At 54.0% G+C, this 13,459-nt stretch carries 12 protein-coding genes; 1 reads left to right on the top strand and 11 read right to left on the bottom strand.

Annotated elements, in window-relative coordinates; genetic code table 11:
* Positions 1-77 precede the first annotated feature (77 nt).
* From tkt to FLT43_RS25370, 11 genes are all read right to left on the bottom strand, one after another.
* The gene (gene tkt / locus FLT43_RS25420; protein ID WP_244194151.1) at positions 78-2,102 is read right to left on the bottom strand and encodes a transketolase; all 2,025 of its coding nucleotides are present in this window, start codon (positions 2,100-2,102) and stop codon (positions 78-80) included.
* A gap of 56 nt (positions 2,103-2,158) precedes the next feature.
* Complete coding sequence (glpX, locus tag FLT43_RS25415) at positions 2,159-3,121, bottom strand: class II fructose-bisphosphatase (RefSeq protein ID WP_087442027.1); 963 nt, start codon at positions 3,119-3,121, stop codon at positions 2,159-2,161.
* 33 nt (positions 3,122-3,154) lie between these two features.
* Positions 3,155-3,805 carry a dihydroxyacetone kinase subunit DhaL gene (gene dhaL, locus FLT43_RS25410; RefSeq protein WP_087442026.1) on the bottom strand — a complete coding sequence of 217 codons (651 nt, stop codon included), beginning with the start codon at positions 3,803-3,805 and terminating at the stop codon, positions 3,155-3,157.
* A gap of 12 nt (positions 3,806-3,817) precedes the next feature.
* Positions 3,818-4,822: a dihydroxyacetone kinase subunit DhaK gene (locus FLT43_RS25405; RefSeq protein ID WP_087442025.1), complete on the bottom strand. Its 1,005-nt coding sequence runs from the start codon at positions 4,820-4,822 to the stop codon at positions 3,818-3,820.
* On the bottom strand, positions 4,819-5,283 hold the full coding sequence (rpiB, locus tag FLT43_RS25400; RefSeq protein ID WP_087442024.1) for a ribose 5-phosphate isomerase B: 465 nt from the start codon (positions 5,281-5,283) through the stop codon (positions 4,819-4,821). Before rpiB ends, FLT43_RS25405 begins: the two co-directional genes overlap by 4 nt.
* 55 nt (positions 5,284-5,338) lie before the next feature.
* Entirely contained in the window at positions 5,339-6,445 is a 1,107-nt protein-coding gene (locus FLT43_RS25395; RefSeq protein ID WP_087442210.1) for an MDR/zinc-dependent alcohol dehydrogenase-like family protein, read from the bottom strand.
* Positions 6,446-6,494: 49 nt separating this feature from the next.
* On the bottom strand, positions 6,495-7,592 hold the full coding sequence (locus tag FLT43_RS25390) for an ABC transporter ATP-binding protein (RefSeq protein ID WP_087442023.1): 1,098 nt from the start codon (positions 7,590-7,592) through the stop codon (positions 6,495-6,497).
* A complete protein-coding gene (locus FLT43_RS25385; protein ID WP_087442022.1) occupies positions 7,573-8,721 on the bottom strand; it encodes an ABC transporter ATP-binding protein in 1,149 nt (382 codons plus the stop codon). Before FLT43_RS25385 ends, FLT43_RS25390 begins: the two co-directional genes overlap by 20 nt.
* 23 nt (positions 8,722-8,744) lie before the next feature.
* Positions 8,745-9,566: a carbohydrate ABC transporter permease gene (locus FLT43_RS25380; protein ID WP_087442021.1), complete on the bottom strand. Its 822-nt coding sequence runs from the start codon at positions 9,564-9,566 to the stop codon at positions 8,745-8,747.
* 10 nt (positions 9,567-9,576) lie between these two features.
* Positions 9,577-10,542, bottom strand: a complete 966-nt coding sequence (locus FLT43_RS25375) for a carbohydrate ABC transporter permease (protein ID WP_087442020.1) — start codon at positions 10,540-10,542, stop codon at positions 9,577-9,579.
* A 70-nt stretch (positions 10,543-10,612) separates the two neighbouring features.
* Positions 10,613-12,034, bottom strand: coding sequence for an ABC transporter substrate-binding protein (locus FLT43_RS25370; protein ID WP_244194159.1), 1,422 nt, complete (start codon positions 12,032-12,034; stop codon positions 10,613-10,615).
* A 336-nt stretch (positions 12,035-12,370) separates the two neighbouring features.
* Between FLT43_RS25370 and FLT43_RS25365 the strand changes: the two genes are divergently transcribed.
* Positions 12,371-13,156 carry a DeoR/GlpR family DNA-binding transcription regulator gene (locus FLT43_RS25365; RefSeq protein ID WP_087442209.1) on the top strand — a complete coding sequence of 262 codons (786 nt, stop codon included), beginning with the start codon at positions 12,371-12,373 and terminating at the stop codon, positions 13,154-13,156.
* The last annotated feature ends 303 nt before the right edge of the window (positions 13,157-13,459 follow it).

Genomic DNA, 13,459 nt, shown 5'->3' with positions numbered 1-13,459 from the left:
AGACGAAGGTGCAATTTACGCTAGACCCTCGTCTTTCTATTACGTACTCATTCATCTTGATAAAAATGCCCGTATGGTCAAAGATCCGGGACGCTTTTTGGAAGCAGCTTCTCGAATTCGGACACCACATTATCGACGGTAAATCCATATTCCTGAAGTAATCGGCCTGCAGGAGCCGATGCGCCGAATCGATCGATAGCGAGCACGCTCCCCTCGAGACCGGTATAGCGGCTCCAGCCCAAGGAACTGCCCATTTCTATTGCCAGCCGAGCCGTGACCTGGGCGGGCAGCACCGTTTCTTTGTAATCGTCCGGTTGCTGCTCGAATCGGTCCCAACTCGGCATGCTGACGACCGCCACCTGCCATCCTCTGGCCGCCAACGCCTTCCGGGCATCAAGCGCCAGACTCACCTCGGAACCCGAAGCCAATAATAGGCCGTGAGGCTCCCCCGCCGCTTGAGCCACGATGTAAGCTCCGCGCCTTACTCCTTCATCGGCAGTCGCTTGATCAACGACCGTAGGCAACTCCTGCCGTGTAAGCACGAGCACAGAGGGACGATTCTTGCTGCTCAGCGCCAGCTTCCAAGCGGCAGCCGTCTCATTGCCATCCGCAGGACGGTAGACAGACAGATCCGGCATGGCACGCAAGGAAGCCAGGTGCTCGATCGGTTCGTGAGTCGGCCCATCTTCGCCGACCGCGATACTGTCGTGGGTGAACACATACACGACAGGCAGCTTCATGAGCGCGGACAAGCGAATCGCCGGGCGCAAGTAATCGGAGAAGACGAAGAACGTAGCTCCGAACACTTTGACGCCGCCATGTAAAGCCATGCCATTCAACGCGGCGCCCATTGCAAATTCGCGCACGCCGAACCAGATGTTGCGGCCGCTGTAGTCTGTCGGGCTGAAGTCCGCCTCGCCTTGCAGCAACGTCTTGTTCGACGAAGCCAGGTCGGCGGATCCGCCCAGGAGCTGAGGAACGCGGCTGGCCAGTGCTTGCAGCGTCTCGCTTCCGGAAGCGCGCGTCGCCAGCTTGTCTTCCCCTGCACGATACACCGGAACCAAGGAATCCCACTCCGGCGGCAGGTCACCATCCATCGCCAATTGCAGCTGTGCCGCGAGGGACGGATACGCATTCGCATATCGGACGAACAGCTCGTTCCATTGCCGTTCCGCGCGTTCTCCCTTCAATTGCAGCTCAAGGAAATGGGCCTTCACCTCTTCTGGAATATAAAACTCGGCATCTGCAGGCCAGTCATACTGCTGCTTGACCAACCTGACCTCATCCGGCCCTAAAGGGGCGCCATGCGCATCCGACTTGCCTCCCTTATTAGGCGATCCGTAGCCAATAACCGTCTTCACCTCGATTAATGATGGCTGCTCCGCGTTGGCTCTGGCTTCGGCCAGAGCTTGGGCAATCGCTTCGAGATCGTTCCCGTCATCGACCCGAATCACCTGCCAGCCGCAGGCACGGAAGCGGGCCGCCACATCCTCGGTGAACGACTTCGAGAGTTCGCCGTCCAGCGATATATCGTTGGAGTCATACATGACAATAAGTCGGCCTAGCTTCAGGTGTCCAGCCAGCGAAGCCGCTTCCGCCGCCACGCCCTCCATCAGATCGCCATCTCCGCAGATGCTGTACGTATCGTGTTCAATGACCGGAAATCCGTCCCGATTGTACACAGCCGCCAGATGCCGCTCAGTCATGGCCATGCCCACTGCCATCGCAATGCCTTGGCCCAGAGGTCCCGTTGTCGCCTCCACTCCAGGGGTATGTCCATATTCGGGGTGCCCGGGCGTCCTGCTTCCCCATTGGCGGAACTGTCTTACTTCCTCCAGGGATAAGTCATAGCCGAATAAATGCAACATACTGTATAAGAGCATCGAACCATGTCCAGCGGATAAAATGAAGCGATCCCGATTCCACCATCCCGGATTCGCAGGACTGACGCTCATGAACCTGCTCCACAGCGTATAAGCCATCGGGGCCGCCCCCATCGGCATGCCGGGATGTCCCGATCCCGCCTTCTCGATCGCATCAATCGATATTGTTCGAATCGTGTTCACGCACCGCTCGTCAATGTCTATTCCTCTCTGTCGCACACGCTCCTCCTCCTTACCGGTCTGTGATCTCTGTGAATCGCGAGGCCGCATCCGGCTTAATGATAGGATTCAATGAACTGGAACTTCGCATAGCTGCCCCCGTAAGCGATAAAAGAATGAGTTAGCGCGGTTCCGTTCCTCTGTCGCACCCCTTGCAAAAGCATGCCATCCGTAATGCCTGTAGCAACGAACAGACAGTCGTCCGATTGTACCATATCGTCGAGAGTCAGGATTGTGCCGGGTTGAGGCAGCCCCATCTGTATACATCGCTCATACTCTCCGTCATGCTGCGGAAGGAGTTGAGCCTGAATATCACCTCCGAGGCATCTCAACGCCACAGCGGCAAGCACACCTTCCGGCGCTCCTCCCGTTCCCGCCAGCATGTCCACATTGTATTCTTCAATCGCTGTCGCAATGGCGCCTGTCACATCGCCATCGGAAAATAAGCGGACTCTGGCTCCTGTATCCAACACATCGCGAATCAACTGCTTATGTCTGGGACGGTCTTGAATCATGACCGTGACATCGGACACCTTTTTGCCAAGAGCATCGGCTACGGAGAGCACATTCTCCGACATGGGCCAGTCCAAATGAATGCGGCCTGCCGCCTGCGGCCCCACCGCCAATTTCTTCATATACATATCGGGAGCATGGAGCAGACTGCCTTCGGAAGACGCGGCGATGACGGCAATGGCGTTGTCTTGCCCCGTCGCCATCAAGCTTGTGCCTTCGACAGGATCTACGGCAATATCGACTCGAGGCCCTTGCCCAGTGCCAAGCAGTTCCCCAATATAGAGCATCGGCGCCTCGTCCATCTCCCCTTCGCCGATCACGATCCGTCCGCACATGCCGATCCGGTTCATGTTCTCCCTCATCGCTGTCGTGCCCGCTTCGTCTGCTTCCTGCTTGCATCCCTTGCCTATCCAGGGGTAGGCGGCGATGGCTGCCTGTTGTGTAACCGCTAGAAAATCCATGTGCATTTGGCCTGCCACATCATTGCGTTCCGCATTCGTTATCATGATACACACTCCCTCACGTATGGGAATAACCGCTTACGATTCGACCTGGGCATTTATCGTGTCCAGGAACGCGCGAAGAATCAGAAAAGCGGATGTTGCTCCCGGATCTTGAATACCCAGGGAACGCTCCCCAAGCCGGCTCGACCTTCCTTTTCTCGACATTATATCCTTGGTCGCCTCCATCCCGCGTCTGCCCGCCGCTACCGCGTCGGCGAATGCAACCCTGAACTCGCCCGTCATCCGGTAACGAATCTGGAGCACGGTGACCGCTGGCTCCAGCGTATCGATCATCGTCTTGTCGCCGATCTCCGCCTTCCCTCGCTCCTTGATTCCTTCCATGAAAGCAACCCAAAAACGCACCAGATCCTCGTTACGCAGCACCGCAACGTTCTGGATGGCCTTCGCGCCCCGCAGAAACCCCATAGCATAGAGCGGTCCCACGGAAGAACCTGCCGCGGAGAGGAACGCGCGTCCCGCAACGGTACAAATCTTGGCGCAATCCTGTTCGTCCTTCAATGCACCGCGCAATTGTTCGCCGATGGCCTGCCAACCGATCGACATGGTTACCCCATGATCGCCGTCGCCCAGCTTCCGATCTAACTCGGATAAGTAATCTTTATTCTCTTCTATTACAGCGATAACATGGGTCAAATACATCTTCAGATCATCCGCTGTCATGTTCATGACCGAGCCTCCTCACTTCTGCACATACATGGGGCAGTCGGCAGGGTAATCGATCAACTCTTCCAGCTCATCATCCAGATGCAACACGGTAACCGAACACCCTCCCATCTCCAGAGATGTGCTGTACTCGCCTACGTAAGAACGATGAATGATAATTCCTCTGTCCGACATCAATTGCTCGACTCTCCGGAACACAATATACAACTCCATTCGCGTCGTTGAACCAAGTCCATTCACAAGAACGGCAGTCCGGGATCCTGGCTCGAGCGGCATATCCGCCAAAATATCATGCACGAGACGTTCAGCTACCCGATCGGCCGTCTGCAGCGGCCCTTTCTCGATTCCCGGTTCCCCGTGATGGCCAAGGCCAATCTCCATCTCATCCGCTTCCAGCTCGAAGCTGGGCTGTCCCGTCTGGGGCAAGGAACACGGAGTCAGACCCACTCCCATGCTTCGAGTCCGTGCATTCGCCTTATTCGACACGCGGACGACTTCACTCAATGAATATCCTTGTGCCGCAGCAGCCCCTGCCACCTTCGTCACCAAGAACTCCCCCGCAATGCCGCGGCGATTATCGCGTTCTTCCGCCGGGGCGGAGGCGACATCATCCGTTACGATCACCACCCCCACCGGAATACCGTAATCGAGGGCGGCCAATTCCGCCGCCATGCCGAAGTTCATCACATCGCCCGCATAGTTCCCGTAAATAAATACGACCCCTTCACCTTTATCAATCGCCTTGGTCGCCTCCAGAATCGGATCGGGCGGCGGAGAAGCAAAAATATTGCCTACCGCCACGCCATCCGCCATCCCGGCCCCAACATAGCCCATGAATGCAGGTTCATGGCCGGCTCCCCCGCCAATGAGTATGCCAACCTTGCCTTCCGCGGTATCCTTCGCCGTGACGAGCGAACGATTATGTTCCGGAAGCCGTCGAACATGTTGCGGATGAGCCGCTGCGAAGCCTGCTATCATTTCCTCCACGACATCATTCGGAGCATTAATCAATTTCTTCAATGGTATGCAGCCCCTTTCAAGAAATCCTGCTCTTTATCATTAATCTGCTGAACCTTTCTCGCCGAATTGCCGCCGGTAAACTCCGCTTGCAGATATACTTTGACGATCTGCTTGGCCAGCTCAACGCCGATCACCTTCGCGCCCATCGTCATGATCTGCGCATCGTTACTCTTCTGTGCCCGTTCCGCTGAATAAGTGTCATGACACAAGGCAGCGCGAATACCCGGGACTTTGCCTGCGGCGATAGCCACGCCGATACCTGTCCCGCATATCAAGATTCCTCTGGCGATCTTGTTGGAGAGGATATCGCCGGCAACCCGGAAGGCAACGTCCGGGTAATCCACCTCCGTGCAGGAACTGCAGCCGTAATCATGCACTTCGTAACCGAGCGTTTGCACATACGCCTTGATCTCTTCTTTCATCACATACGCATTATGGTCAGAACCTAATCCGATTTTCATGGCCATGTTCCTTTCTGTTCAGGATTCATGATGGGAATTCGGCTTTCTTCGCTGACTAGGGGATAAGTACGACTTTCAACGATTGTGATCCGCTCTTCACCAGCTGGAATCCGCGCTTGAACTGGTCCAGCGGCAGTTGATGCGTGACGATGCCCTCCGTGGGAAGCTCCCCGCTGGCAATGCCCTTAATGACAGGCTCGTAGCAGTACGGCCCCAGATGCGAACCGAGCACATCCAGTTCTTTGCGATCGCTGATAATGCTCCAATCTACGGTTACGGGGTCAGTGAACACGCTGAATTCCACGAAGCGGCCAAGCTTGCGAATCAGGGCAAGCCCTTGCTCTACCGACTTTTGGGCGCCGGTCGCTTCAATATAGATATCACAGCCATACCCGCCGGTCAGTTCCTTAACGATGTACGCAACATCGTCCTTGCTCGGATTCAACACGAGATCGGCCCCGAACTGCTTGGCCAATCGCAGCCGCTCCTCGAACAAATCAAGAACGATCAGCTTCCCCGGACCCGATTGCTTAATCGCGCCGATCATTCCTAACCCAAGCGTTCCGGCTCCGGCCAACACGACGATATCCCCCAACTGAATCTGTGCGCGCTGCACCGCATGGTACGAGCAGGCAAAAGGTTCGATCAGAATCGCCTTCTCCAAAGGAAGATTGGCAGGCACCTTGTAATTGATCGCTTCCTTCGGGAGCTTCATATATTCGGCCATGCCGCCATTCACATTGTTCTGGAAGCCGTACAAGTCATGCTTCTCGCACATCCAATACTGCCCCCGATTACAGAAGCGGCACTTCCAGCAAGGCACGATCTGTTCGGATATGACTCTGTTGCCAATGGCGAACCCCTCTACCCCGGGTCCAAGCGCTGCCACATGGCCAATGAATTCATGCCCTGGTATCATCGGCGCTTTGATGTAAGCGGGCTGAGTCTCGTCCCCCCAGAAGCTCGGAGCCCCTTCAAATGCCTTCAGATCCCCCGCGCATATCCCGCAGCCTTCTACTTTGAGCAGAATCTCGCCTTCTCCGATCTCGGGAACCGGCACTTCTTCCAGCCGATAATCGCCAGGCGCATAAGCGACAATGGCTCTCATGGTCTTCGGAATGATGGCTTTCCCTTCCAACGTCTGAACCCATTCGTTCGTCATCATGGTTCTCCCCCTTAGATTCGAATGATCCGCCGTCAAAAGACCCGCTTCAGATCCGGTTACCCGATTGCGGATCGAACAGATGCATGCGATCCTCCCGGAATAACAGCCGGATCTCGTCCCCTGGCCGGTACACGGTATCCTGCATGGTAATCAGACTGAGCAGTTGCTCGTGAATGCGGATATGAATGCGGTTCTCCTCGCCCAGATGCTCGAAGATGCTTACACGGGCTGACAACGTGCAAGGAGAGTTCCCGTCAACCGGGTAGATATCTGTCGGACGAATACCGAGGCGATAGGTCTCGGACGCTCTCACCCGCTGGATGTACTTGTCAGGAACAGGAAAGACCAGCTCCGAATCTTCGATCTGGAATTGAAGCCTATCCTGCGACTGCACCGTCTTCACATGGAACAAGTTCATCGGCGGCTCCCCGATAAATCCGGCAACAAATTCGTTGACGGGGTGGTTGTATACTTCCAGCGGGGTGCCGTACTGCTGAAGCACGCCCTCATTAATAATGGCGATCCGATCAGCCAAGGCCATCGCCTCCGACTGATCGTGAGTGACAATGATGCTCGTTGTCTTCATTTCGGTATGCAGCCGCTTGATTTCCGTCCGCATCGTCTGACGCATCTTGCCGTCGAGATGAGATAATGGCTCGTCCAGCAGCAGTACTCCGGGACGTCTGACGATGGCCCTGGCGATATTGACCCGCTGCTTCTGGCCGCCGGATAATGCGGATGGCTTCATGGGCAGGAGCTCCGTAATATGGAGCAGCTCCGCGATCTGGCTAACCTCCTGCTTGATTTGACTATCCGGTATTTTGCGGGCCCGCAGATTAAAGGCAATATTCTCGTAAATGGTCAATGGCGGATATAACGCATAATTTTCGAACGCCAGACCGACATTGCGCCTGCTTGGATGCAGTCGGCTGACCGACTTGCCTCCGATCATAATGTCCCCCGACGAGATGTTCTCCAAGCCTGCAATCATACGTAATGTCGTTGATTTGCCGCAGCCTGACGGACCGAGGAGGGCAATAAATTCTCCGTCGCGGCAGATGAGATTGAGCGCTCGGACCGCGTGCACCTGCTTTTTATTTTTGGTGTACGCCTTGCACAAATCTTTAATGATGAGCTCCGCCATCCTTACGGTCCCCTTTCTCGCCAGAGCGTCCCAGGAAGCGTCTCGTACTGGAATCGAAGAACAGAGCCTCCGCTGTGTTGAATGTCAGATAGATCGGCTCATCCATCGAACATTCCAGATCCGCCGGGGCTGTCAGTCGAATCTGCCGGCCGTTCCGTTCCACGGTGAGTATCGCCTTGGCACCTAGAGGTTCGAAGCTGTAGATTCGGGCTTCAAGCGATCCTTCCGGATCTTCTTCGAAGGAATAGGAGATATCTCTGGGGCGGAAGCCTACGCGGACAGCCGGGCAACCCGCCTGATCTATCCGCTCTAACACGTCACCCGGAACGGAGAAGTGGCCGCTGTCCCCCAGGAGATTCAGATAAGCAGCTTCGGGTCTCCGTATAATATCCGCATCGAACAGATTGATCTCCGGCTCGCCGAATGCCTCCGCTACATATTCCGTGGCCGGCCGGTAATAGATATCATCAGGCTTGCCGACTTGTTCGATTCGGCCCTGATGAATGACCGCTATCCGATCGCCCAGACTAAGCGCTTCGAGATAGTCATGCGTTACGTAAATGGTGGTTGTATTCAAGCTTTGCTGCATCTCCTTGAACTCGGCCCGCATCTGATGGCGCAGCTTGGCGTCCAGATGCGTCAACGGCTCGTCCATCAAGAACACCTCCGGCTTCCTTACCAGGGCCCGTCCCAACGACACCCGCTGCTGTTGACCGTTCGACAGCTCCGACGGAAGCCTCTCCAGCAGCCCGTCGATGCGCAGAATACGCGCCACGCGCCGAACCTCCTCCAGGATGACGCTATCCGGCTCGCGGTATGTGGGGCTGCGCAAGGGAGAAGCCATATTATCGAACACCGTCAAGTGCGGATACAATGCATAGTTCTCGAATACCATGGCTACATTGCGTTCTTCCGGCTCCATCGCATTAATAACGTTGCCGTTCATGCGGACCACCCCTTCGCTCGGCAAGACAATCCCGGCGATCACATTTAATAATGTCGTCTTGCCTGCTCCGGCCGGGCCGAATACGACAAAGAACTCTTTATCCTTCACCTCAAGCGATACATTGTTCAAAGCCGCCTTCCCTTTATAATTCATCGTAATATTTGCTAGTGAAATATCCGCCATCCGTTTCCCTCCTCGCAAGCTTCCTATCCCTTGACGGCTCCCATGCTCAACCCGCGAACCAGATGCTTCTGAATGAGCAGCGCCAGAATCACCTCAGGCAATGCGGACAAGGTAACGGCGGCCGCCATTTGTCCGTAGTGAACCGTATCCGAAGAAATATACTTTAATGAAGCGACCGTCGAAGTGACGATTCCTTGGCCCGCGAGAAGCAACGCGAATGTGAAGTTATTCCAGACAAAAATGAATGACAGGAGTCCAGCAGCTACCATCCCCGGCTTGACTAGCGGCATCATGATCTTCATGAACACATGCCCCCAAGAATACCCGTCCACTCTCCCCGCATGCTCGATCTCGGGCGAGATATCCTCGAAATACCCTCTGAGAATCCAGATGATGAACGGAAGCGAGATGAGTTGATACACCCATATCAATCCGAAATACGAATCATACAGTCCTATTTTCTGATAAATAAGGAACAGCGGCAGAATGACCAACAGTTCAGGCGCGAAGCGGAAGGACAAAAAAGTGAAAGCCAAATTCTCCTTGCCTCTGAAATCGAATCGCGCCAGAGCGTATGCCGCCGGTACGCCGACGGCGATGGACAGCAGCACCGCCCCTACGCTGACGATTACGTTATTCACGAAGTAACCCAGGTACTCCCCCGTTGAAAAAAGCATCCGGTAATTTTCCAATGTGGGCGTAAACACGAAGACGGTATCGTACATTTCCCGATCGAACTTGAACGAGATCAGCAGCATCCACAACAAGGGGAACAGGGCAAATGCCGCATAGAGAACGAGCGCTACATTTTTCAACAAGCTTGTCAGTTTATTTGTTACTACCATCGTCACCCTCCTAATTGCCAGAGGCCCGTTGCTGCGCGCGGCTCCAATAACGGATCATGTAATGGCTCGCCACATAGACGAAGATCCATAGAATCACCATATAAGGCAGGGAACTCCCCATTTCCTTATAGATAAACGCTTCATTGTAAGCCGCAAGCGGCAGCGTCATGAGCGTATCGCCGGGTCCGCCTCGGGTTAAGGCGAAAATAATCGAGAACTCCTGAAGCGATATCATCATGCGGAACAACAGCGCAATGAAGAGCAGTGGCTTAATCATCGGCAATGTCAATGTCTTGAAGGTGAACCACGCTGAACCTCCGTCTATCATCGCTGACTCAAATGGCGCCTTGGGCAAGGAACGAAGACCTGCCAATACGAGAATGATAACGAACGGCGTATATACCCATACGTCAATCAAGACGACAGAGAACATGGCTGTAGCCGGATCGGCCCCCCACAAAAAATCGGTCACTCCAATGGCACGGAGCCAGCGGCTGATCACGCCTACGGAAGAGTTCGTCATCAGCTGCCAGATGAGCGTGGCCACGACCGGCGCAATCATTAACGGGAAGATAAGAACCATCCGCAACGCCCGCGACAACATATTGTCCCGATTCAACATCAGCGCAATCGCCAGTCCAAGAAGCATTTCAATCGCGGTGGCAAAAAACGCATACTGCCCGGTCACCGATACGCTGTGCCAGAACGACGGATCACGGAACATTCTCGTCCAGTTCTCCAATCCTACGAAGGAAGCATCCGGGTATTTAAAAGAATAATTCGTCAGCGAATAATACACGGAAGTAAAAAAAGGGATGAGTATGCCGATGGTCAGAAGCAGCGCCGGCGCCAGAATGAGATACGGGCGCGCCTTTCTTCTCCATGGTACGTTGATCGCATCGGCAGCGTTGTTGCGTTCTGCCGAATCGGCATGCGGCACCGCAGGGGCCTCCCGATACTTGTCGACCGAGCTCATGAGAGCCCTCCTTTCATTAAGACATCAGAAGCAAGACAGTTGATGTTCCCTCTGATCTGAGGCCCTCCGCTTACTCTGCCGTTCGAATCCTCGCTACGCGCTTATTGATGTCTTCAGCCAGCTTCTTCATCCGCTCTTCCGCCGGCGCTTGCCCCGTGACGATATCCTGAAGCGCAGCCGCCCATTCGGTCGTCGTGTTGAAAAATTCCGGTTGCGGCGTAAATTTAATCGATGTGTGATCAATAATGGTCTTGAACGTGTCCTCATAACCTTCGAATATAGAAAGACGATCAATGAATTCCGGATTATCCCATACGGATTGACGGACCGGATTGACGACGCTCGCCTGGGTCGCGCCCCACAGTGTATGTTCTTTGCCGGAGAAATACTGCATGAAGAGCCATGCCGCCTCCTTCCGCTTCGAGGAACTGTTCATGGCAATGGACCAGATCCATTCATTCGACCCCACATCCTGCCCGATCTTCATGGCGGGCGGCGGGGCGAACGCGATATTGCCTGATTCCGCGGATGCGCCTTCCTGGCCCTGGAATATACCGAAAATATCCGCGTCAAATGCCATGGCTGCTTTCCCCGCCCCGATATCGGTGGACACTTGATACCATGTATAGTTCGTCCAATCCTTTGGCCCGGCTTTGTTCACCAATTCCGCAAATTTCTTCGTTACCTCAATCGATTCGGGACTGTCCAGCCTGGACACCAGCTTCCCGGATTCAACCGCGAAGTCTTGCGCGCCGTTCAGGCTGAATGCGGTCATATAGCCGGGATGAATCGTGGCCCAGGACCGTGTTCCCCGGACAGCGATGCCATATGAGCCTTCTCCGTTCCAACCGTTCAATTGCGAGGCGGTGTCGATCAATTCATCGAATGTTGCGGGCGGCTTCACATTTTGATGAGCAAGCGCTTTCTTGTTATACAGCAGAACACTCGCTTCGAACCCGAGCGGCAGCGCCCACAAGCTGCCTGTTCCGACAGGATGCCCCGGCTTCCGGTCCCAGCGGACGCCATCCAATATTCCCTTGTAGATATCATCGAGATCGTAGTCCGGGTCCGTCAGTTCCTTATCTTCCACATATTCATCCAGGGGCTGAACATAATCGGCCGGAGCGTATTCCCACAATTGGTAGGATCCCGTCATGAAGACATCCGGGTTGCCGTTGCGGGAATTCAATGCCGTCGTGAGCTTGTCGAAATAGTTCTCCTCCGGCGTAACGGAATACTTCACGGTGATGCCCGTCTTGGCTTCAAATTCAGATAGTCTCTGTATGATCGCTTCGGCGTACGGATGCTGGTTCAGCATCACTTGAATCTCATGGCCTTCGAATTGCTTCCAACTGAACTCTGTGCCAGAGGGTCGCTGCCCGGCCTCAGGGGGCTTGTCCGTCGTGGTTCCTGCGTTATCTCCCGCCGAAGAGCATGCGGCAGACATGAACAAGACAAGCACCAACAACCAGAGCCCCATCATTCTTAACATTTTGTTCACGACTACTCCCCCGATCTTGGAAATGAAACCGTTGTCCAACTTTCATTGACGAGAAATAAGAATAAGCTGCAGAACATCGACATGTTTTCCTGAACTTTTCTTCCGAAGCCTCACCTTCATTTCTTGTTTTATTTACACATATCCTATCATTTATTTTCGTTTTGTCAATTTTATTTTCGTTATTATTTTCGTATTTTATTTTTTATTGATTATTTTTGTTTTCGATTTTCATTTTAGCGCAGTTTTATTTGAACAATTTGGCTTTGTTTGTTATGATGGGCACAAGCGAATACAACAACCTTGAAAAGGTGATCTCAATTGGAGAAGATGTTTCCTGCGGAAAGAAAAAGCAAAATTTTAGAATACCTGAGAAAGAAGCAACGCGCTACGGTGAAGGAATTGTCGAGCCTCGTTGGCGTGTCGGAGGCAACGCTGCGAAGTGATCTTCAACTAATGGAAGAGGAAGGCTTGCTGCAACGCACCCATGGCGGCGCCATGATTGCAGAAGAAATGCAGACTGACATCGCCTTCGCCGTACGAGAGAAGCGAAATAACGAAGAAAAATCGGCCATCGGAAGCACAGCGGCCATGCTGCCGCAAGACGGTCAGTGTATTTTGCTCGATGCAAGTTCTACTGCGCTGGAGATGGCCAAAGCTCTCAAAAGCAGGCAGATCCGCCTTACTGTCGTAACCAATGGAATTTATGCGGCTCTCGAACTGAAAGAAAATCCGAATTTCACGGTTATTGTAGTTGGCGGTGTCATCCGGGCCGGTTCCGTTGGTCTGGAAGGCATGTTGGGGAGTTCCGTTTTAAATCAGATCCATATTGATACCATGTATGCTTCCGCTCACGGGTTTACATTGGAAGATGGAATGATGGATTTCAACGTCTATGAAGTTGACCTGAAGCGGGCCATGGTACAGGCTTCCTCTCAAGTCGTCGGGCTTCTGGATCACACGAAGCTTGGGAAGCGCTCGATATCTTCATTCGCAAGCGCCCGGGACGTTGAAATGATTATCACGGATTCCGACGCGCCGCAAAGCTTTATCGATCAATTACAGCAGCGCAAAATAAAAGTAGACATCGCTCCGCCGGCTATATATATGAACTAAAATGAAACGGCGGCTGCCGTCTTCCCCTGCGGGTGCGCGCTTCGCTCGGCCTTCCCTGCCCCGGACATCGATTACCTATCGGTCCGCTTATTCCTCTGGTCCTCTATCCGTCCAGGCGTGCCTTTTGCATTCAGCAGCTCCGCTCCGTTGCCCAGATCGCGACAAGGGGCTGTCCCATAAGCAGATTTACCTGCTTGGAGACAGCCCCGCCCCGCTTCTCGCAGCACGACTTGGTGACTTGCCGACAATACTGCGAAACTACAGCTTTCCTTTATGACGTTTCCGCCGCTGCCGAAATTGCTG

Source organism: Paenibacillus thiaminolyticus (assembly GCF_007066085.1).
In the GTDB taxonomy this organism is placed as follows: domain Bacteria; phylum Bacillota; class Bacilli; order Paenibacillales; family Paenibacillaceae; genus Paenibacillus_B; species Paenibacillus_B thiaminolyticus.
Note: the sequence above shows the minus strand (reverse complement) of the source record. Positions and strands in the feature narration are given on the sequence as shown.